Raw genomic sequence first — 21,731 nt, 5'->3', positions numbered from 1 at the left:
TAACAATTTCCGCTTTATTTATATGGCAGCTTTTGCAGCAGCAGTGCCCCGGCCAGCGGGGCGGCCGCGCAAAGCGCCAGAACCGGGCCGTACCCCGCCAGACCGAACAGCGCCGCCCCCATAAACGGGGCCAGCGCGAAGAACAGAAGCGATGGCAGGGACACCGCGCCTGACAGCGCCCCGAAATCCTTTTGCCCCAAGGTTTCGCGGGTGATCACCGGGCGCATGATGCCGACCACGCCATAGCCCGCCCCCTGCAGCAGCCCGAAACCCAGTACCAGCCCGGCGATCCAGCCAGCCGCCGCCATCATCAGCGCGCCGCCTGCCAGTGCCGCCATGGCGCATTGCGCGATGCGCAGGGCGGACAGGCGGTTGCCCATGGCCATCATCGCCACCCGGCCCGCCACCTGTGCCGGGCCGATTACCGCAGCGGTCAGGATCGCCATATCGTCGCTGACCCCCTGCGCGGCCATGATCGGCAACAGATGGCTGAGGAAAATACCGCTGGTCAGCGCGGCAAGGGCAAAGCCCGTGGCGATCACCCAGTATTCGGGCTGTCGCAGGACCGGGGGGCGTTTGCCCGTGGATGCCATAGTGCCGGATGTTTCGGGCGCGGGTGTGCGGGGGGCCTGTGTCTCCAGGCGTCGGGCCGCGACCCGTGCCAAAGGGGCCGCAACACCCAGCACCAACCCGGACATGATGATGATCGCCATCCGCCAGCCCCCCAACTGGGTCAGCCAATGGCTGAGCGGATAGGCCACTGTGCTGGCAAAGCCGCCCACAAGAGTGATGGCGGTGATGGCCGCCCGCGCGCCTGCGCCATAGGCCCGGGTGACGATTGCAAAACAGGATTCGTACAATGTCAGGCCCATGGTCACGCCGATTGCGGCCCAGATCAGGTAGAAGGCGGTAAGCGTTTCGACCCATATGAGGCTGAGCAACAGGCCCGCGCCCAGAACCGCGCCTCCGGGCATGCTGAACGGGGCCGCGCCCGCATCAATCAGGCGCCCGAACAGCGGCGCGCCAAGGGCATAGATCGCGATGGCGATTGTGAAGGCGCCCATGATCTCTGTCGTGGTCCAGCCGAATTCGGCCTGCCAGTCCAGCACCAGTGCCGGGAAGCTGTAGAACAGCCCGGCCCAGATGGTCACCTGCATCCCCATCAGCGCCAGAATGGCCCGGTCACGGATCGGTCCCATTATCATTGTCGGGCCATTTGCCGGTCTCTCAGAACCATTGCCCCGGTTCCATAAGCCCCAGTTGCATCAACTGTTGCGAGGACCATTGGAAACGCGCCGATTTATGCCAGCGGAAATCGGTGATCTCATGGCGGGATCCCGGGTTGGTTCTCAATGCCTTGGCCACGCGGAACGAACATAAAGCTGCCGACAGGGAATGATGCCAGGGGCAGGCATAGGTATTCATTTCTTCATCATTCAGCGTGTTGTCGTCGCGCAGCTGCAACCCGTGCTGTGCCTGAAACAGACCCACCCGGTCGATCTTGCGTTTGGGTTCGGGCACATGTTCCTCAAACCGCCAGCGCAATCCGCCATAGAAGTTCAATTGCCGCTCCAATACGGTGTCTTCCTGATCCCGCCTTGTGGCGGCGTAATAGCCCGAACTGTCCATATGGGCCGTATCCAGAGAGACGGCATCGGGATAGGCGGTCAGATCATCGGCATAAAGGTCGATCACATAGGTCAGAATCGAATTGCGCCGCTCTTCCATCACGAAGGTCACGGCCTCGCCGATATTGCGGTCTTCGCAGAACGGGAAGAACAGATACTCGCCATTGAAACAGTAATGGATCCATTCCTCCGGCACCTTGGCGATCAGTATGTTGACCACCTGCTGTGTCACGCCCGGCTGGCGGGTCCGGTGCCGGATGATATCAACCTGACCTCCGGCGATGATCTCATCGCTCAGGCTCACGCCCTCCGGGGCGACAAGAAACACCCGGGCAAAGCCCAGTTGCAGCACATGCATCACGGTCGATGTGACCTCGACCGCATCTTCGGCGATGACAATGGCGAACGGGCCTTTGCCGAACCCTGAGCTCGGGGCGGCACGGAATGCGCCAAGACTGGGATAGATCATTGCGACCTGCTTTACCTGACTGTCGGGCCAATCTGCCGCGCGCGTGGTAAGATTGCAATTGCCTGCCGTTGAAGGCCCCGCCCCCTTGCGGTACACGGCACCCCTGACCTCGTTGGGAACAGATGCATGACCACGCCGAAAAAGCTTTATGTCAAAACCTATGGCTGTCAGATGAATGTCTATGACAGTGAACGTATGGCCGAGGCCCTTGGCAGCAAGGGCTATGTGCAGACGGACACGCCTGACGATGCGGATATGATCCTGCTGAACACCTGCCATATCCGCGAGAAGGCGGCCGAGAAAGTGTATTCCGAACTGGGCCGGTTCCGTCCCCTGCGCGAGGCAAACCCCGATCTGAAAATCGGGGTTGCGGGATGTGTTGCCCAGGCCGAGGGCGAAGAGATCATGCGCCGTCAGCCGATGGTTGATCTGGTTGTAGGACCGCAAACCTATCACCGTCTGCCCGCGATGATCGACAGGCTGGCCGAAGGTGGCAAGGCGCTGGATACGGATTTCCCCGAAGAGGATAAATTCGCCCATCTGCCGAAGCCCCGCAAAGCCCCGCGCGGGCCGACCGCGTTTCTGACGGTGCAGGAGGGATGTGACAAGTTCTGCGCTTTCTGTGTTGTGCCCTATACCCGCGGGGCCGAGGTCAGCCGACCGGTGGACCGTCTGCTGCGCGAAGCCGAGGATCTGGTGGCACGTGGCGTGCGCGAGATCACGTTTCTTGGTCAGAACGTGAATGCCTATCACGGGGCCGGGCCCGGCGGGGCGGAATGGGGGCTGGCGCGTCTGATCCGGCGGATGGCGGATATCGACGGGCTGGAGCGTATCCGTTTCACCACCTCCCACCCCAATGACATGGAGGATGACCTGATCGCCGCTTTCGGCGATTGCGACAAGCTGATGCCCTATCTGCATCTGCCGGTTCAGTCGGGCTCTGACCGTATTCTGAAGGCGATGAACCGCAAACATACTGCCGAGACCTATATCCGGCTGATCGCGCGTATCCGCGACGCCCGGCCCGATCTGTTGCTCTCGGGGGATTTCATCGTTGGTTTCCCGGGGGAGGAGGAAGAGGATTTTCAGGCCACGTTGGGCCTTGTGGAAACCGTGGGCTACGGGCAGGCCTATTCCTTCAAATATTCTGCCCGTCCCGGCACCCCGGCGGCGGAACGCGCAGGTGTCGATGAGGCCGAAGCCAGTGACCGGTTGCAACGTCTGCAGGCGCTTTTGTCGCGGCACCAGCGTGCGGCGCAGGATGGGATGGTTGGCCGCGAGGTGAAGGTTCTGTTTGAAAAGCCGGGGCGGATGCCGGGCCAGATGGTTGGCAAATCAGACTATCTGCATGCGGTGCATGTGGAGGGGCCCGAAACCCTGCGCGGGCAGATCGCCCCGGTCAGAATCGTTGAAAGCAGCGCGAATTCTCTGGCCGGTCTGCTGATTTGAGCGCCTGTTTGCAGATATGAGGGCTGATCAGGCCTGCCAATCGTCTGATTGTTCGCTGATCACGCTTTGGTGTTCCGACGGATGGCCCTCATATGGGGTTGCGTCTTCGAGGCCGTATCTACATTTGGTGAAAAGTCCCTTCACAAGTCCGTAAAACTTGCTATCCTCCTGCACATAAATGGTGTTTTGCGCATGTCCTGCCAGGCTCTGTGCATCAAACCTGGAACTGGGGGATTTTGTTGTGGTGACACATTTCTCATCGGCCTTTGGGTCGATACTCAAGATAAGTTTATGTGGATTTGTACTTGGCGCGCTTGCGCTGTTTCTGCCCGCCGGGGCGGTGCAGGCACAGCAAGCCATCACCGGCACTGTGGAGCCGACGATCTGGATTGACCCGGACGGGTGTCATCACTGGGTCGCGGATGGCGGTGTGGAAGGCTATATGGAAGGCCGGGTAAATCCGCAAAACGGGCGGCCCGTCTGCATGGCGCTTAACACCTGCGCGGTGATGAATACCGATGTGCTGTTTGCAACCGACAGTGCGCGGCTGACCGGGTCGGGCCGGGCCCGGCTGGAAAGTTTTTTCCGCGATGCCGGCGCCTTTGCCTATGCGATTTACGGCCATACAGACAGCCGCGCCTCTGATGAATACAACATTCGCCTGTCGCAGCGCCGTGCGGCCTCGGTTGCCGGGGTGGCCCGGGGTGTGGGGGCCCGTGTGGCCCGCGAGATCGGGTTTGGGGAACGCCAGCCGGTCGCGCCGAACAATTCAGCGGCAAATATGCAGCAGAACCGGCGTGTTGAAATCGTGTGCTACAGGTGACGAATATGATCAGTCTTGAAAAATGGAAACGCCCGACAATTCTTGTCACCTGCGCCCTGGTGCTTGCTGGCTGTACCGAACTTTTCAATGGTGTGGGCCCGCATCGTGGCAGTGGCCCGCCATTACGTGCGATCGGTGAAGATACCGGCTATGACAGGGGCTCTCTCACCCAGCTTGAAGCGGGGATTTATGTTGACCCGGATGGCTGTCATATCTGGATGATTGATGACGGCCTGGAAGGATACTGGTCGCGGCGCCGCGATCCGGTCAGCGGGTTGCCGGTCTGTACGCCGATTGCGCCGCCAAATGCGATTGTGGGTGATATCCAGTCCGGGGCAGGCACGAGCGATCTGGTGCCACGTCGCAGGCGTTAAGGCAGGGCCAGAAGCAGCATCTGAGAAAGTATCAAAGGCGGCCCCTGAACGGGCCGCCTTTTTGCCGGAAAAGTCCCAAGACCCGCCTTTTTACGCCGGACCCGCCACAAGATGTTGCTTTGCGCCGTCAAGGTTGCCACAGTTGATCCAAGCTTTTGTGATGAGGAGTTCTCATTGGATCTGTCCACCCTGTCTGCGCCCCCGTCTGACCCTCCTGTGGAACTGCTGCTCGAATTTCCCGACAACCGGCTGCTGATCGAACTCTGTGGTGAGTTTGACCGCAATCTCGCACAGATCGAGCATCTGATGAGCGTGCAGATACTGCGCCGTGGCAATGTACTGGCAGTGCTGGGAGAGACCCGTGCCGAGGCGGCCGGAGTGCTTCACAAACTCTATGAGCGGACCGAAGCGGGCAAAACTCTGGAACCCGGGGATATTGATGCGGTGGTGCGGCTTGGCAATTCCGCAGAAGGCACGGGCGCGCGGGATGGCGACCAGATTGAATTGTTCAAGGGCGATCCGGGCGATCATCTTGAGATTCGCACCCGCAAGAAGACGGTGGAGCCGCGTACCCAGGCGCAACAGGCCTATGTACGGGCCCTGTATTCCAATGAGTTATCCTTTGGCATCGGGCCTGCAGGCACGGGCAAGACCTATCTGGCGGTGGCGGTGGCGGTGAACCAGATGATCAATGGTCATGTGGACAAGATCATCCTCAGCCGACCGGCGGTGGAGGCGGGGGAACGGCTGGGCTTTCTGCCCGGTGACATGAAGGACAAGGTCGACCCCTATATGCAGCCGCTTTATGACGCGCTGAATGATTTTCTGCCGGGCAAGCAACTGGCCAAGCTGATCGAGGAAAAGCAGATCGAGATCGCGCCTCTGGCCTTTATGCGGGGGCGCACCCTGTCGAATGCCTATGTGGTGCTGGACGAGGCGCAGAATGCCACCGCGATGCAGATGAAGATGTTTCTGACCCGTCTGGGCCAGGGCAGCCGGATGGTGATCACCGGCGACCGGAGCCAGGTTGATTTGCCGCGCGGTGTTTCAAGCGGCTTGCGCGATGCGGAGCGGATTCTGGAGGGGATCGGCGGGATCAGTTTCAATTATTTCACCGCCAAGGATGTGGTGCGGCACCCGATGGTGGCGAAAATCATCGAGGCGTATGATGCGGATGATCCGGCGGTTTAGGCGTTCTGGGTGCTGACAGGGGAGGATCGCCGCGCGATGCGCGTCGATCCGGGGGGCGCTGCCCCCCACACCCCCTGGGATATTTTTGAAGCAGAGAAGAGGGCCCTTGTGGGGATTGAATGTCTGATCGAGGACCCGGCCTGGGAAGAGGTGGGGCTGGACGGGCTGGCCGCGTGTGCCTGTGTGGCTGCGCTGGATGAATTGGGGCTGGCTGTTGCGCGGTTCGAGATCAGTGTGCTGGGCTGTTCGGATGCCCGCATTGCGGCGCTGAACGCTGATTTCCGTGCCAGACCGCAGCCGACCAATGTGTTGAGCTGGCCTGCCGAAGCTGTGGAGGTACTGCCCGGTGAGATGCCGGAATTGCCGGAGGTCACCGAAACCGGGCCAGCCCGTGAATTGGGGGATATCGCGATTGCCCATGGGGTTTGTACCCGTGAATCTGCGGCCGCCGGAAAGCCGTTTGAGCACCATGTCACCCATCTTCTGGTCCATGGCACGCTGCATCTGTTGGGTTTTGACCACATATCTGATGCAGATGCCGCCCTGATGGAGGGGTTGGAGACGCGCATCCTTGCAAGATTGGGTGTCCCTGACCCATATTGAGGTCACGCACCGCCCCCGGTGCGCATGTATTTTGGAAAGGAGCCATGAGCTCAACCCCTGACCCGTCGTCTAGTGCAGCGCAGGGCGCGCCTCAGACGGATGAGTTGCCAGAGAGAAAAACCGGCTTTTTTGCCCGGCTTTTTGGCACGACCCCCAAATCAGACACCAATAGGATGAACGGCATCCAGGTGCCGCCCCCGGAGGATGACCCGGAGGCGGCATTGCCCGTGGCTGGCATGTCCAATCTGCGCCGGTTGCGGGTGGAGGATGTGGCGATTCCACGGGTGGAGATCATCTCGGTCTCCTGCGATATGGAACAGGATGATCTGGTGGCGGTGTTCCGCGAAAGCGGCCTGACACGTTTGCCGGTTTATGACGGCACGCTGGATACGCCCATCGGCATGGTGCATCTGAAGGATGTGGCGTTGCGGTTTGGCTTCAATGGCGGTGGCGAGGGGTTTTCCCTGCGGACCATGTTGCGCCCGCTGTTATATGCGCCGCCCTCGATGCCGATCGGAGTGTTGTTGCAAAAGATGCAGACCGACCGGACCCATATGGCGCTGGTGATCGACGAATATGGCGGGGTGGACGGTCTGGTGACCATCGAGGACCTGATCGAGCAGGTGATCGGTGAGATCGAAGATGAACATGATGTGGAGGAAGACCTGCCCTGGGTGCAGGAAAAACCCGGGTCGTATCTGGCCTTGTCACGCGCGTCACTGGAGGAGTTTGAGGCAGAGGCCGGCCTGAAACTTCTGGATGAGGGCGACGAGGATGAGATCGACACCCTGGGCGGTCTGGTCTTTGTGCTGACCGGGAGAGTGCCGGTGCGGGGGGAGGTTATTCCCCACCCGTCGGGCGCGGAGTTTGAGGTTGTCGACGCGGATCCGCGCCGGATCAAGCGGCTGCGCGTGCGGCTTCCAAAAGGCGGCTGAGCGTGGCGGCAGCCCCCCGTGCGCTGCATTGGCTGGCGGCCCGGTCCTTGTCGCAGGCGGGCCTGTTGGCGCTGATTGCGGGCCTGTCCGGGGGGCTTGGGCAGGCACCGTTTGACCTGTGGTATCTGGCGATCCCCGGATTTGCGGCGCTGGTTCTGCTGGTCGCGTCAGCGCCGGTAGTCAGGCGTGCCGGGGCTCTGGCGCTGATTGGCGGCAGTGCGTATTTCGCCGTGGCGCTGTGCTGGATTGTCGAGCCGTTCTTTGTGGATGCCGCACGCCACGGCTGGATGGCGCCCTTTGCCATTCTGTTCCTGTCGGTCGGGCTGGCCCTGTTCTGGATGGCTGCCGGATGGGCCTCGTCCCGGCTGGTTGGCCGGGGCGGGCTGTTGCGGCGCGCGATGGCCTTTGCGGCGTTTCTGGCGCTGGTGGAATATGCGCGCGCTACGGTTCTGACCGGTTTTCCCTGGGCCCATCCCGGCCATATCCTGATTGACACGCCTCTGCTGATGGGTGCTGCGCTGATCGGGCCTCATGGCCTGACCCTGCTGGTTCTGGTTCTGGCGGTGGTTTTGGCCGTCCTGCTGGCCCGGTTCGGAATGCTGGCCGCCCTTGGTGCCGCGGCGCCGATTGTCGCGGTCATGATGCTGGCGGCCTTCCCGCCGGGGCCTGTGACGGCCATAGATGCCCCGGTGATCCGGCTGATCCAGCCCAATGCGCCGCAGCATCTGAAATGGCGGCCTGATATGATCCCGGTGTTTTTTGAGCGTGCCGTAACCCTGACCGCTGAACCGCCACAGATTGCGGGCCGGGAACCTGCGCTGGTGATCTGGCCCGAGACGTCATTGCCGGTTCCTTTGAACCAGTCCGAAGACTGGCGTGCTGTGATCTCTCAGGCGGCGGGGCCGGTGCCGGTGATCCTGGGCGCACAGCGTCTGGAAGGGGTGAGCGCCCGCAACGCGCTGGTGGTGCTGGATGCGTCAGGTGCGATTGCGGCGGTATATGACAAACATCATCTGGTGCCGTTTGGGGAGTATATGCCGTTCGGGGATGCGCTGGCCGGTCTTGGTATTCGGGGCTTCGCCACGGTTCTTCAGGCCGGGTATCGCCCGGGCGATGGCCCGGCATCGCTGGATCTTGGCGATCTGGGTCAGGCCTTTGCGATGATCTGTTACGAGACGATTTTCCCCGGATATATCCGTCAGGTGCCGCGCCCGGACTGGATGGTCCAGATCACCAATGATGCCTGGTTCGGTGAATTTTCGGGGCCGTATCAGCATCTGGCCCTGGCGCGCCTGCGCGCGGCGGAACAGGGCCTGCCACTGCTGAGGGCGGCCAATACAGGCGTGTCGGCGCTGATCGACGCGCGCGGGCAGGTGGTGCGCTTCCTGCCGCTTGGCGAAGCGGGCGTGCTGGATGTGGCCCTGCCACCGCCCTTGCCGCCCACGTTTTATGCGCGCAGCGGCGATTGGCCGGTGCTGTTTGTCATTCTGATCACGCTGGCGGGTATTGTGGTCACGGGGCGTCGCGACAGGCATTGAACCCGGGCGTGCTTGCGCGTAAGGCAGGCCGATACTTCCCCCACAACGGCTTCCTGACGTAGGGGTAGAACAGCAATCGGAGCATTTCCCATGTCGTCGCGTAAGAATTTCACCTTCACCTCTGAATCCGTATCAGAGGGTCATCCCGATAAGGTCTGTGACCGGATTTCAGACGCGGTTCTGGACGCGTTGATCGCAGAAGAACCCGAAGCCCGCGTGGCCTGTGAGACCTTTGCCACCACCAACCGTGTGGTAATCGGCGGCGAAGTGGGGTTGAGCGACAAGAGCAAGCTGGAAGGCTATATGGGCCAGGTCGAGGATATCGCGCGCGCCTGTATCCGCGACATTGGCTATGAGCAGGAGAAATTCCATCACCAGACGGTGGAGGTGACCAACCTGCTGCACCAGCAATCCGCCCATATCGCCCAGGGTGTCGATGCCAGCGGCAACAAGGATGAGGGTGCGGGCGACCAGGGGATCATGTTCGGCCATGCGGTGAACGAAACCCCGCATCTGATGCCGGCGCCGATCTGTTATGCCCATGGCATTCTGCGCCGTCTGGCCGAGGTGCGGAAATCCGGTGCGGAACCGGCTTTGGGGCCGGATGCCAAAAGCCAGCTGACCGTGCGCTATGCGGATGGCAAACCGGTGGAGGTGTCCTCGATCGTTTTGTCCACACAGCATCTGGATGAAAGCCTGAGCAGCGATGATGTGCGCGCGATTGTGGAGCCTTATATCCGCGAGGAATTGCCCGAGGGCTGGGTGACCGATGCCACCGAATGGTGGGTGAACCCCACGGGCAAATTCGTGATCGGCGGCCCCGACGGGGATGCCGGGCTGACCGGTCGCAAGATCATCGTCGACACCTATGGCGGTGCCGCGCCCCATGGGGGTGGCGCATTTTCGGGCAAGGACCCGACCAAGGTGGACCGCTCGGCGGCTTATGCCGCGCGCTATCTGGCGAAAAATGTGGTGGCCGCAGGGCTGGCCCATCGCTGCACGATCCAGCTGTCCTATGCGATCGGCGTGGCCAAGCCGCTGTCGATCTATGCGGATACACACGGGTCGGGCCAGGTGCATGAAAGCCGGATTGAGGCCGCAGTGGCGCAAATCATGGATCTGACCCCGCGCGGCATCCGCACCCATCTGGGTCTCAACAAGCCGATCTATCAGCGTACCGCGGCCTATGGCCATTTCGGACGCGCGCCCGAGGCCGATGGCGGGTTCTCGTGGGAGCGGACGGATCTGGTGGATGCGCTGAAAGCGGCGGTCTGAAGGGCGCGCGGCGCGGTTCAGCCATGGCGCCCGAACGTCCCCACCGAAATTTCTATGGCCGCCGCAAGGGCCAGCATCTGAAAGCCAGCCAGACGCGCTATCTGGAGGAGGATCTGGCGGCTTTGTCGCCCGGCCCGGTCGATTGGGATGTGAACCCGGATCGTGTGCCGCTGGATCTGACGGCGCTTTTTGGCGGGCGTGATGTCTGGCTGGAAATCGGTTTTGGCGGTGGCGAGCATCTGGTGCATCAGGCCGCGCGGAACCCGGATATCGGGATCATCGGCTGTGAGCCTTACATCAATGGCGTGGCGATGCTGCTTGGCAAAATCCGGGCCGCTGGCGTGAAAAATCTGGCGGCCTATCCCGGCGATGTGCGGGATCTGTTCGATGTGCTGCCGGCGGGGTCGGTGTCCAAAGCCTTCCTGCTGTATCCCGACCCCTGGCCAAAGGCGCGCCACCATCGGCGGCGGTTTGTAACGGCGGAGCATCTGGAGCCTTTGGCGCAAGTGCTGAAGCCGGGGGCAGAGTTTCGCGTGGCCACCGATATCCCCGATTATGTGCGCCAGACCCTGATCGAAGTGCCGAAAGCCGGGTTTGAATGGAATGCTCAGGGCCCATCGGACTGGCGGCACCCCTGGGCGGACTGGCTGTCGACCCGGTATGAACAAAAAGCGCTCCGCGAGGGGCGCGTGCCGCATTACATGACTTTTCTTCGTCAGGGGGCCGTTTCCGGGTAACCTGCAAGGACTGAGTCGTTTTTGATTTATTCCTTTTGGTTGCTCTGATGTCTGATATTCGCATTACAAATTGTCATGTCCATTTATTTGGCGCCCGGCATGTTCCCGACAATTATCCCTTTGCATGGTTGCGGCCCCTGAAATCGGTGCCGTTTCTGATCCGCTGCATATCCGGGTTTTTGCGGCTGATCGGGCAGCACCCGACAGCCGAGAAGGTGGATCGGCTGTACCAGTTCCAGGTTGAAGCGCAGCAGGCCAGCCAGCGCGCCGTGTTGGAACGGTTGCAGCGCCATTACCCCTCCAACACCCGGTTTGTGGTGCTGCCGATGGATTTGTCGCAGATCGGGTATGGCACACCTGCGATATCGCTGCGGGCGCAACATGATGAACTGGCGGCACTGGCCCAGAACCCTGATCTGGGCGGGGCTGTTCTGCCATTTGCCAAGATCGACCCGCGCGCGGACCCGGAAGGCCGGGAGCTTTGGCGCGCTCTGGAATGCCGCGACCGTTTCGGAAAACGGATTTTTCGCGGTGTGAAGATTTACCCGCGACTTGGCTATGCGCCGGATGATCCACGCCTGATGGCCCATGTCTATCCACGGATGCAGGCCGAGAGCCTGCCATTGATGACCCATTGTTCCCGTGGGGGTGTGCAGGGGCGCGATGTGTCGGATCATCGCGCCAACCGCTATACCGAACCCGATGCCTATCGGGAGGTTCTGCGGCAGTTTCGCGATCTGAGGGTGTGTCTGGCCCATTTCGGCGGGCAGAAGGACTGGGCCGCTTATGGTAACCCTGACCGGGTTGCGCCGGATGCCTATGAGGTTGTGAACAACTGGCAGGTGGGCATCCGCGAGATGATCACCTCGGGCGATTATCCCAATCTGTGGACGGATATCTCCTACACCCTGTTTCAGTTCGAGGAGAACATTGCGTTTCTGCGGCTTTTTCTGACCGGGGAGGGGGAGAAGGCCGAACGGTTGAGATCCCGGGTTTTGTTCGGGTCGGATTTCTACATGACACGTCAGGAGAAGCTGCCTGAAAAGGCGGTCTGTTTCCGTCTGCGCAATGCATTGGGGGAAGACCTGTTTCGTAAAATCGCCGATGAAAACCCGGTAATATGGTTGGGGGAGACCTGAACCTCGCGCGTTTGCTGCTGGTATCCCGGGCCGGGATTGGGTAACCGCATCGCCATTGAAACGCATGACAGGAAGAGGCGCGTATGTCGGCCCATGGTGATCCCGTTCCGATGACCTCCCGCCGGGGCGGGGCGTTGACAGGCGTGGCAGAGGTGCCGGGCGACAAGTCGATCTCGCATCGCAGTCTGATCCTGGGGGCGATGGCCGTGGGTGAGACGCGGATATCGGGCTTGCTGGAAGGTCAGGATGTCCTGGATACCGCGCGGGCCATGCGCGCCTTCGGGGCCGGGGTCACACAGCACGGACCGGGGGAATGGTCGGTTCATGGCGTGGGTGTGGGCGGGTTTGCCGAACCGGATCAGGTGATCGACTGCGGCAATTCCGGCACCGGTGTGCGGCTGATCATGGGGGCGATGGCAAGCTCTCCGATTTCGGTGACCTTTACCGGCGATGCCAGCCTGAACGGGCGCCCCATGGCGCGGGTGACCGACCCGCTGGCCCTGTTCGGTGCCCGGGCCGTGGGACGCGCGGGCGGGCGCCTGCCAATGACACTTGTGGGGGCGGCCGACCCCCTGCCTGTGCGCTATACGGTTCCTGTCCCCTCGGCGCAGGTGAAATCGGCGGTCTTGCTGGCGGGGCTGAATGCGCCGGGCCAGACCGTGGTGATCGAGCAGGAGGCGACGCGCGACCATACCGAACGTATGCTGGCAGGTTTCGGCGCCGAAATTGTGACCGATATCACCGATGAGGGAAGGGTGATCACCCTGACCGGTCAGCCGGAATTGCGCCCGCAGGATATCACCGTGCCGCGCGATCCTTCCAGCGCCGCCTTCCCGGTCTGTGCCGCACTGATTGTCGAAGGCTCCGATCTGCTGGTGCCGGGGATCGGGCTGAACCCCACCCGCGCGGGCCTGTTCGAGACATTGCGCGATATGGGGGCCGATCTGACCTATGAGAATATGCGCGAGGAGGGCGGGGAACCGGTGGCGGACCTGCGGGCGCGGTTTTCGCCCGATATGAAAGGGATCGAGGTGCCGCCGGAACGTGCGGCCAGCATGATCGACGAATATCCGATCCTGTCGGTTGTGGCCTCATTTGCCCAAGGGCAGGTGATGATGCGCGGGGTGAAGGAATTGCGCGTGAAGGAAAGTGACCGGATTGATGCGATGGCCAGCGGGCTGCGGGCCAATGGCGTGACGGTCGAGGATGGGCCCGACTGGTGGGCCGTCACCGGCATGGGACCGGGCGGGGTGCCCGGCGGTGGCTTGACAGAAAGCCATCTGGATCACCGGATTGCGATGTCATTCCTCTGCCTTGGGCTGGCCACGCAAGCGCCGGTTCGGGTTGATGATGCGGGGCCGATTGTCACCAGCTTCCCGATTTTCGAGCCGCTGATGGCGGGGCTTGGTGCGCGGATCGAGCGCAGCAACCAATGAATGCCGGCTCCTGCCTCTGCGGCGCGGTGCGCTATACTGTTGCCGACCTGCTCCGCCCGGTGATCGCCTGCCATTGCCAGCAATGCCGCAAGACCAGCGGGCACCATGTCGCGGCAACCTCTGCGCCACGGGAGGCGGTGGAGATCAAGGGCGCGGTGACCTGGTACGCGTCATCCGCGACGGCACGACGTGGCTTTTGCGGGATCTGTGGCAGCAACCTGTTCTGGGACGGGCCTGGCAGCAATCTGTCGATCTTTGCAGGTACGCTGGACGGTGATCCGGGGGTGCGGCTGACGGGACATATTTTCTGTGCCGATAAAGGCGCCTACTATGAAATCCTAGATGGGCTACCCTGCGCAGATGCGGATGACCCCGATTTGACCACACAGGTGTAGGGATGAGTTTTACAGTGGCCATTGACGGGCCTGCCGCGGCGGGCAAGGGCACAATCTCCAAGGCAGTGGCCGCGCATTTCGGATTTGCCCATCTGGATACCGGGCTGCTCTACCGCGCGGTCGGTCGGCGGATGTTGCGGGGGGAGCTGCCGCTGGCGGCGGCGCAATCCCTTGGTGCCGGGGATCTGGAAGGGGATGATCTGCGCGGCCCGGATGTGGCGCAGGCGGCCAGCAAGGTGGCCGTGATCCCGGATATACGTGCGGCCCTGATGGATTTCCAGCGGGCCTTTGCCAGCCGGGCCGGGGGCGCGGTTCTGGACGGGCGGGATATCGGCACGGTGATCTGTCCCGGCGCGGATGTGAAACTCTTCGTCACTGCCAGCCCTGAGGTCCGGGCTGAGCGGCGGTTTGCTGAACTGTCGGGCAAGGGGCTGGATGTGAGCTATGAGGGCGTGCTGGCCGATGTGCGTGAGCGGGATGCGCGGGATGCGGACCGCGCGGCGGCGCCGATGGTCGCGGCCGGGGATGCGATGGTGCTGGACACCTCGGAGCTGAGCATCGAGGCAGCGGTGGCCCGTGCGATAGCGGTGATCAAGGCGGCGCGATGAGGCTGGTCACCAAAGCGTGCGTTGGCGGGGACCATGGCTTGCGGTTAGGCTTGGTGGTGCCGACTGCCCGTAGGAGCGCCGCAATGCTGTTTCGAACTCTTTTGATCCTGACCTTTCTGGGTGCTGCGCCGCTTTCGGCACAGCCGGTGGAGCCGCTGATGAGTGTGGAGCGGATGCTGGGGATCCTGCTGGCGCTGGACCCTGAGGCGCGACCGGAGGGTCGGGGTGTTGAGTTGACCCTTGGCGATGTCCCGGTGCGGGTGGTGATGGATCCCCGCGCCAACCGGATGCGGGCGATGGTGCCGGTCGCCTCGGCGGACGGGTTGAGCGAGGCGGACCTGACCCGGATTATGCAGGCGAATTTCGATACCGCGCTGGATGCGCGTTATGCGATTGCGCAAGGGCGGCTTTGGTCGGTTTATATCCATCCGCTGGAGGAGCTGGGCCGGGATCAATTGATCAGCGGGATCGGGCAGGCGGTGAATTTGGCGCGCAGTTACGGGACGCTCTACACCAGCGGCGCGCAGATTTACGGACGTGGGGATAGCGCGGATATCTATACGGATCTGATCGAGGATCTGCTGGATCGCGGCGCGCCGCTTTAGCCGGGACGCAGGTATGGGAGCGTCGGGCCGGGGCTCTGCCCCGGACCCCGCAGTATTTTCGCGATAGAGAAGTGGTACGGACAGTCTTAGGAGACGTGTTTGGGTTGGGGCTTCTGGGCGTCAGCCCTTGCCAGCACCGGGTTGTCGGGGTATAGGGGCCGCGTCAAGTCGGCGGGCAACGTCGCAGATCGAGCAGGGTCGGGTTTTCCCCGGCCCTGATTGTTTTGCGGGGGTGTGCGCCAAAGACCAACCCCAAAGACCGGCGGAGACAACCGCACGGCCAGATAAAACCCTGATAAGGAACATAAAACCGCATGTGCGCTAAAGCAACGATGGAGGAATTCGAAGCCCTCCTGAACGAAAGCTTCGAAATTGACACGCCCGAAGAGGGTTCGGTTGTCAAAGGCAAGGTCATCGCCGTTGAAGCGGGCCAGGCCATCATTGATGTCGGCTATAAAATGGAAGGCCGCGTCGATCTGAAAGAATTTGCAAATCCCGGCGAAGCGCCCGAAATCAGCGTGGGCGACGAGGTGGAGGTCTACCTTCGCAATGTCGAAAACGCCAAGGGTGAGGCCGTTCTGTCCCATGAGATGGCCCGCCGCGAGGCTGCCTGGGACCGTCTGGAAAAAGCCTATGCCGATGAGAACCGCGTTGAAGGCGCGATCTTTGGCCGGGTCAAAGGCGGGTTCACTGTCGATCTGGGCGGTGCCGTGGCCTTCCTGCCCGGCTCTCAGGTCGATGTGCGCCCGGTCCGCGATGCCGGTCCGCTGATGGGTCTGAAACAGCCTTTCCAGATTCTGAAAATGGACCGTCGCCGGGGCAATATCGTGGTCTCGCGCCGCGCGATCCTGGAAGAATCCCGTGCCGAACAGCGCGCCGAGGTGATCGGCAAACTGGCCGAGGGCGATGTGGTCGATGGTGTGGTCAAGAACATCACCGAATACGGGGCCTTTGTGGACCTGGGCGGTGTGGATGGCTTGCTGCACGTGACCGATATGGCCTGGCGCCGCGTGAGCGACCCCAAAGAGGTTCTGTCGATTGGCGAAACCGTCAAGGTGCAGGTCATCAAGGTCAACAAGGAAACCCATCGTATCAGTCTGGGCATGAAGCAGCTTCAGGACGATCCATGGGATGCGGTGGAAAGCAAATATCCGCTGGATTCCACCCATACGGGCCGGGTCACCAACATCACCGATTACGGTGCCTTTGTGGAACTTGAGGCCGGTGTTGAAGGTCTGGTCCACGTGTCCGAGATGTCCTGGACCAAGAAAAACGTCCATCCGGGCAAGATCGTGTCCACCTCTCAGGAAGTGGAAGTCATGGTGCTGGAAATCGACACTGCGAAACGCCGTGTCTCGCTTGGCCTGAAACAGACCATGCGCAACCCCTGGGAAGTGTTTGAAGAGCAGTTCCCGGTCGGCACGCAGGTCGAGGGTGAGGTCAAGAACATCACCGAGTTTGGTCTGTTCGTGGGTCTGGAAAACGACATCGACGGCATGGTGCACCTGTCTGACCTGACCTGGGAAGGTCGTGGCGAGGATGTGATCGGCAATTACCGCAAGGGCGATGTGGTTCAGGCGGTCGTGTCCGAGATTGATACGGACAAGGAACGGATCAGCCTGTCGATCAAGGCCGTGGATGGCGACCCGTTTGCCGAAGTGGTTGATGGCGTCAAGCGTGGCTCGATCGTGACCGTGGCCGTGACCTCGATCGAGGATGGCGGGATCGAAGTGGAATATGAGGGCATGAAATCCTTCATCCGCCGCAGCGATCTGTCCCGTGACCGGGCAGAACAGCGCCCCGAACGGTTCCAGGTCGGTGACAAGGTCGATGCCCGCGTGACCAATGTGGATGCCAAGACCCGCCGTCTTGGCCTGTCGATCAAGGCGCGCGAGATCGCCGAAGAGAAAGAAGCGGTGGAGCAGTTCGGGTCATCCGACAGCGGTGCATCGCTTGGGGATATCCTGGGCGCGGCGCTGAACAAGGGCGACGACTGAGCCTTTCCCGCGACCCTGACATTGAAAAGCCCCGCTGGTTTTCGGCGGGGCTTTTTCTTTGTGGTCTGGACTGAGACCAAATTACCGCCCGAGGCCAATCCGAAGGCGCTTTACGCCTCCCCAAGGTCAGGCGCGGAGGTTTGAGCCATGGCGGCTCTCTGCACAAATCTGTGGATAACTCACGCGTATGCCATTGTTCGCCACATCGCTGTTACAAATCCGCGTCACGTCTTCCGCACGCGGCGGCGCACCATATCTGGTGGCGCCTTTTCGATATATCCAGGGAGACCCAGATGAAACGCGACGACATCATCAAAGACCCAAGCCATGGCAATAAGGCGGAAGCCTTCGAAGCCTTTGACGATATTCCCACCAATCCCAATCTTGGTAATACCATCGGCGATGTGATCAACCGCCGCTATGGCCGCCGTGATCTGATGCGGGGTGCTCTGGCCGTGTCTGCCACCACGGCGCTGTTCGGCACCTCGGCGATCATCGCGCCGAAACAGGCTGCTGCTGCCACAGCCGAAAACAGCCGCTATGTCTTTGATGAACTGACTTGGGGCAATGATGTGAACCATCACATCGCCGAGGGCTATAATGCAGATATCCTGATCCGCTGGGGCGACCCGATCTTTGCAGGCGTGGCTGCGTTCGACCCGCAGAACCAATCGCCCGAAGACCAGAAAATGCGCTTCGGCTACAACAATGACTATGTGGGCTTTGTTGAGCTTGAGCCCGGTCGTGGCATTCTGTGTGTGAACCACGAATACACCAATGAAGAGGTGATGTTCCCCGGTCTTGGACGGCAGGACCGTGACGGGTTCCAGGGCATGACCGAAGAGCTGGTGAATATCGAAATGGCGGCCCATGGCGGCTCTGTCTTCGAGATCGTGAAGAATGCCCAGGGGAAATGGGAGGTCGTGCTTGACAGCCCCTATAACCGCCGCATCACTGCGGGCGATACCGCGATGACATTTGACGGGCCTGCCGCCGGCCATGCACGGATGCAGACCGGGGCCGACCCAGAGGGCATGCATGTTCTGGGCACCATCAACAATTGCGCCGGTGGCATCACGCCTTGGGGCACCTATCTGATGGCCGAGGAGAATTTCCACGGGTATTTCTGGACCGATCTGGTCGATGGCGAGGGGGACCCGGATATCTCGGCCCAGCCCGAGGCTGAAAGCATGGCGCGCTATGGCACGCCGGGGCGTTGGTACGCCTGGGGCCAGTATCATGACCGGTTCAACATTGATCTGGAACCCAATGAGCCGAACCGCTTTGGCTGGATTGTCGAGGTCGACCCGATGGATCCGGCCTCGACCCCCGTCAAACATACCGCACTTGGCCGCTTCCGCCATGAGGGCGCAGAGTCGATCACCGCTGCGGATGGGCGTGTCGTGCTCTATTCCGGTGATGATAACCGGTTTGACTATGTCTATAAATTCGTCAGCGACGGCACTGTGTCCGCTGACCGGGCGGCCAATATGCGGCTGTTCTCTGAAGGCACGCTTTATGTGGCGCGCTATAATGACGATGGCACATTCATCTGGATGCCGCTTGTCCATGGCGAAGGTCCACTGACCTCGGAGAACGGGTTTGACAGCCAGGCCGATGTGATGATCGACACGCGGCTTGCCGCCGATCTTCTGGGGGCCACGCCGATGGACCGCCCCGAGGATATTCAGCCGCGTGGCGACGGGGCCGTCTTCGTCATGCTGACCAACAACTCGCGCCGCACGGCCGAACAGGTGGATGCGGTCAACCCGCGGCCGGAAAGCAATTTCGGCCATATCCTGCAAATGAACGAAGCGGGTGGTGATCACACGGCGCTGTCGGGCACCTGGGATATTCTGGTGCAATGCGGCGACCCGACGATTGCCGATGTGGGCGCCGTCTGGAACCCGGAGACTTCTGAAAACGGCTGGTTCGGCTCTCCCGACAACTGCGCTATTGACGATAACGGGCGTCTGTGGATTTCGACCGATCAGGGCTCTGGCTGGGGCCGCACGGGCAAGTCTGATGGTCTCTATGCGCTAGAGACCGTGGGCGATCTGCGCGGGTATTCCAAGCTGTTTTTCCGCTGCCCCGTAGGGGGAGAGCTTTGCGGGCCCTATTTTGCAGATAATTCCGAAACCCTGTTCCTTGCGGTGCAGCATCCCGGCACTGATGGCACCGGCGATTTCGCCGGGTTCGAGCGGAATTCAACCTTCGAAGACCCGGCCACCCGCTGGCCCGATTTTGCCGAGGGCATGCCGCCACGCCCGTCGGTTGTGGTTGTGACAAAAGAAGGTGGCGGTCAGATCGGCGTCTGATCCTGGGTCTTTGGAAACAGGTAAGGCCCCGCTTCGGCGGGGTCTTTTCATATTGTGGATTGTCAGCCGGCTTGTGCGCTGACGATGATCTGTGCCTGACCGCGAGATGGACAGATGCGGCGAGGGTCAGGTTTCGGTACGATGGTTTGTGCTCGCTCTCAGCCTCAGACTGCGGGCAAAGAGGATCAGAAATGTGCCCAGAAGAACGAGGCCAAGCAGATATACCGTCCCGATCTGGAAGCGAGATGTTTCGATAAGCCCCAACGCGACAGCAAGCTGTTCAAACACCAGCCCGAACACCGGAAGAAGTGAAATGGCCGCCGTATAGTTCTGCGTGCCAGCCAGACGGATCGACCAGAAGGCCAGCAGCATGGCGGGCGCCCTGAGGAAAATACCGACCGCCACGCTAGAAAGGATCAATGTCATATCAACCCTGCCATCGACTGATCCTGTTTGCACGATGCGTGCGGCCAGAAAGACAATTGCAGTCACAAGCAGAACCGCCCCTGTGAAACGTGTTCTGGCGCCCGGCAGGTCAGACCTGTTATCGGGATGTGCCTCGACCAGAAGCGACATGCCCGCCAGGCACAGGGCATTCAGCCCCATCAATCCCAGAACGGTGGTGCGAAACCCGGGTTCCAGTTGCAGGGCAAGCATGACAACCGCGCCGAGGGCCAGGCCATGGCCGACCCATTCAAATCGCGCGGGGCGCTGTCCCATGACGATCCAGACGATGATGGCAACAACCGGCAGGTTCAGCGCGCCGAATATTCCGGCCTCCGGCACGCTGACCCAGACAAGAACAGCCGTATAAAGCGCGGCTGACAAAACCCTTAAAGCCCCCAGAACCCATGTGGAGGGTCGTACAAAGCTTGTCAGGTCCAACCCTCCCTTACCGCTCAGGATCAGCAAGGCGACACCCCCGGCAAAAAGTTGCAGGAAGCTGAACATCCAGGGATCGAGATCATAAGCCAGCAAGAGAATACGGCTTACCACGCTCAGCAAGGCCCAGCACAGAATGGCACCTGTTGTGATCAGAAGGGCGGGTTTCATGGGAGGGTCCGGATTTGTCTGTCCTTCTCTGGATGGCAAATCCGGCACCCCGGCACCATTCCACAGGATGCTGCCATGTGTTACATATTCGTTTCATGGAATGGTCTGATCTGCGTATATTTCTGGCCGTGGCACAGCTTGGCAGTCTGCGCCGGGCGGCTGAGCGGCTTGGGGTGACCCAGCCAACGGTTGCGCGCCGGGTGCAGAAGCTGGAGGCGGATATCGGTTTTCCGTTATTCCTGCGCGATCGTGACGGGCATCGGCTGACCCCGGCCGGTGCGGACCTGCTGCCGGAAATTCGCGCGGTTGAAAGTGCCGCATTACGGGTTGAACAACGCACCCTTGGTGTCTCACAGCATCTGAAAGAAACGGTCCGTGTCGGGGCTGGCGAAACCTCGGCCGCTGTTCTGGCGCGGGGTTTGCATCTGCTTGGGGATGGCCCCGCAGTGGAACTGATCATCACCGACAGGCCATCCCCTTTTCAAACCCGGGCGCCTGAAATCCGTGTCCTGCATGACATGCCAAAAACGGAAACGGGCCTGACGCGGCGCGTGGGCTCGGTTGGCTGCGCGGTATACGGGCATGAAAGCTATGCAAGGGCGCGGGCTTTGCCGCTGTCCCGGGACGATCTGCGAACCCTTCCCTGGCTGGCATTCGTGGAAGAGCAAAGCCACTATGTCACCATGGGATGGTTGCAAGACCTGATGCGGGGCCGCCCTCCGGCCAGCCGGTTGATGAACACCGATCTGATGCTTGCGGCCGCAGCCAGCAAGACCGGCATTGCCGTTCTGCCCTGTTTCAAGGGGGATGCCAGTCCTGATCTCATGCGATTGTCTGAAGAGATCGATGCGCTGCGCGCCGAATACTGGACAATCATCCAGCCCGATCTTGCCCGGAACACGGCGGTGCGCGTGGTGTCAGACTGGATTGTGCAATGCTTCCGCGATATTAGAGCATAGTCCATTTAATCTGTAACACACATGCATTGCGCAGAGGGTATCGCCCGAACCGAGGGGTGGGCGAGAAGCGCCTGCCCCATGGGGTCGGCTCAGACGCTGCCCGGCGGGGCCGCCGGGCAGGAAGGTGATGTGGGGTGGTGTGGAATTTCAGGCCGAAGCTATAATCAGTTCGGTGGCGTTTCAGACCTGCCCTGAAATG

General features: G+C 61.4%; 20 protein-coding genes and 1 riboswitch. Of the genes, 17 read left to right on the top strand and 3 right to left on the bottom strand.

The window, feature by feature from the left end:
- Positions 1 to 14 precede the first annotated feature (14 nt).
- Together E2K80_RS13235 and E2K80_RS13230 are read right to left on the bottom strand one after the other, a co-directional pair.
- Positions 15 to 1,205 carry an MFS transporter gene (locus tag E2K80_RS13235; protein WP_135375428.1) on the bottom strand — a complete coding sequence of 397 codons (1,191 nt, stop codon included), beginning with the start codon at positions 1,203 to 1,205 and terminating at the stop codon, positions 15 to 17.
- Between the two features lie 22 nt (positions 1,206 to 1,227).
- Entirely contained in the window at positions 1,228 to 2,097 is an 870-nt protein-coding gene (locus tag E2K80_RS13230; RefSeq protein WP_135375427.1) for a hypothetical protein, read from the bottom strand.
- Between the two features lie 126 nt (positions 2,098 to 2,223).
- On the opposite strand from E2K80_RS13230, the gene miaB reads away from it, so the two are divergent.
- The 16 genes from miaB to E2K80_RS13150 all read left to right on the top strand — a co-directional run bounded on the left by miaB (position 2,224) and on the right by E2K80_RS13150 (position 19,520).
- Positions 2,224 to 3,546, top strand: coding sequence for a tRNA (N6-isopentenyl adenosine(37)-C2)-methylthiotransferase MiaB (gene miaB, locus E2K80_RS13225; RefSeq protein WP_135375426.1), 1,323 nt, complete (start codon positions 2,224 to 2,226; stop codon positions 3,544 to 3,546).
- Positions 3,547 to 3,787: 241 nt separating this feature from the next.
- A complete protein-coding gene (locus E2K80_RS13220; protein ID WP_443216532.1) occupies positions 3,788 to 4,369 on the top strand; it encodes an OmpA family protein in 582 nt (193 codons plus the stop codon).
- 5 nt (positions 4,370 to 4,374) lie between these two features.
- Positions 4,375 to 4,743: a hypothetical protein gene (locus E2K80_RS13215; RefSeq protein WP_210405389.1), complete on the top strand. Its 369-nt coding sequence runs from the start codon at positions 4,375 to 4,377 to the stop codon at positions 4,741 to 4,743.
- A 111-nt stretch (positions 4,744 to 4,854) separates the two neighbouring features.
- Positions 4,855 to 5,934 (top strand): PhoH family protein, encoded by a 1,080-nt coding sequence (locus E2K80_RS13210; RefSeq protein ID WP_135375424.1) that lies wholly within the window; start codon positions 4,855 to 4,857, stop codon positions 5,932 to 5,934.
- A gap of 108 nt (positions 5,935 to 6,042) precedes the next feature.
- Positions 6,043 to 6,537 (top strand): rRNA maturation RNase YbeY, encoded by a 495-nt coding sequence (gene ybeY, locus E2K80_RS13205; RefSeq protein WP_135375423.1) that lies wholly within the window; start codon positions 6,043 to 6,045, stop codon positions 6,535 to 6,537.
- Positions 6,538 to 6,581: 44 nt separating this feature from the next.
- Positions 6,582 to 7,472, top strand: coding sequence for a hemolysin family protein (locus E2K80_RS13200; RefSeq protein WP_135375422.1), 891 nt, complete (start codon positions 6,582 to 6,584; stop codon positions 7,470 to 7,472).
- Between the two features lie 2 nt (positions 7,473 to 7,474).
- Positions 7,475 to 9,010, top strand: coding sequence for an apolipoprotein N-acyltransferase (gene lnt / locus E2K80_RS13195; protein WP_238475537.1), 1,536 nt, complete (start codon positions 7,475 to 7,477; stop codon positions 9,008 to 9,010).
- 34 nt (positions 9,011 to 9,044) lie between these two features.
- Positions 9,045 to 9,094, top strand: a riboswitch (SAM-SAH riboswitch).
- 6 nt (positions 9,095 to 9,100) lie between these two features.
- On the top strand, positions 9,101 to 10,285 hold the full coding sequence (metK, locus tag E2K80_RS13190; protein WP_135375421.1) for a methionine adenosyltransferase: 1,185 nt from the start codon (positions 9,101 to 9,103) through the stop codon (positions 10,283 to 10,285).
- A gap of 23 nt (positions 10,286 to 10,308) precedes the next feature.
- The gene (gene trmB / locus E2K80_RS13185; RefSeq protein ID WP_135375420.1) at positions 10,309 to 11,022 is read left to right on the top strand and encodes a tRNA (guanine(46)-N(7))-methyltransferase TrmB; all 714 of its coding nucleotides are present in this window, start codon (positions 10,309 to 10,311) and stop codon (positions 11,020 to 11,022) included.
- A 47-nt stretch (positions 11,023 to 11,069) separates the two neighbouring features.
- On the top strand, positions 11,070 to 12,161 hold the full coding sequence (locus E2K80_RS13180; protein ID WP_135375419.1) for an amidohydrolase family protein: 1,092 nt from the start codon (positions 11,070 to 11,072) through the stop codon (positions 12,159 to 12,161).
- A gap of 83 nt (positions 12,162 to 12,244) precedes the next feature.
- Positions 12,245 to 13,597: a 3-phosphoshikimate 1-carboxyvinyltransferase gene (gene aroA, locus E2K80_RS13175; protein ID WP_135375418.1), complete on the top strand. Its 1,353-nt coding sequence runs from the start codon at positions 12,245 to 12,247 to the stop codon at positions 13,595 to 13,597.
- Positions 13,594 to 13,992: a GFA family protein gene (locus E2K80_RS13170; protein ID WP_135375417.1), complete on the top strand. Its 399-nt coding sequence runs from the start codon at positions 13,594 to 13,596 to the stop codon at positions 13,990 to 13,992. Before aroA ends, E2K80_RS13170 begins: the two co-directional genes overlap by 4 nt.
- Positions 13,993 to 13,994: 2 nt before the next feature.
- A complete protein-coding gene (locus E2K80_RS13165; protein ID WP_135375416.1) occupies positions 13,995 to 14,600 on the top strand; it encodes a (d)CMP kinase in 606 nt (201 codons plus the stop codon).
- 83 nt (positions 14,601 to 14,683) lie between these two features.
- Entirely contained in the window at positions 14,684 to 15,205 is a 522-nt protein-coding gene (locus E2K80_RS13160; RefSeq protein ID WP_135375415.1) for a hypothetical protein, read from the top strand.
- A gap of 314 nt (positions 15,206 to 15,519) precedes the next feature.
- Complete coding sequence (rpsA, locus tag E2K80_RS13155; protein ID WP_135375414.1) at positions 15,520 to 17,202, top strand: 30S ribosomal protein S1; 1,683 nt, start codon at positions 15,520 to 15,522, stop codon at positions 17,200 to 17,202.
- Between the two features lie 293 nt (positions 17,203 to 17,495).
- On the top strand, positions 17,496 to 19,520 hold the full coding sequence (locus E2K80_RS13150; RefSeq protein WP_135375413.1) for a PhoX family protein: 2,025 nt from the start codon (positions 17,496 to 17,498) through the stop codon (positions 19,518 to 19,520).
- 126 nt (positions 19,521 to 19,646) lie between these two features.
- On the opposite strand, the gene E2K80_RS13145 is transcribed toward E2K80_RS13150, so the two are convergent.
- Positions 19,647 to 20,573: an EamA family transporter gene (locus E2K80_RS13145; protein WP_135375412.1), complete on the bottom strand. Its 927-nt coding sequence runs from the start codon at positions 20,571 to 20,573 to the stop codon at positions 19,647 to 19,649.
- 77 nt (positions 20,574 to 20,650) lie between these two features.
- On the opposite strand from E2K80_RS13145, the gene E2K80_RS13140 reads away from it, so the two are divergent.
- Positions 20,651 to 21,532: a LysR family transcriptional regulator gene (locus E2K80_RS13140; protein WP_168193190.1), complete on the top strand. Its 882-nt coding sequence runs from the start codon at positions 20,651 to 20,653 to the stop codon at positions 21,530 to 21,532.
- Positions 21,533 to 21,731 lie beyond the last annotated feature (199 nt).

Origin of the sequence: Rhodophyticola sp. CCM32 (assembly GCF_004751985.1) — a bacterium.
Classification (GTDB): domain Bacteria; phylum Pseudomonadota; class Alphaproteobacteria; order Rhodobacterales; family Rhodobacteraceae; genus Rhodophyticola.
This window is presented reverse-complemented; position numbering and strand designations above follow the sequence as displayed.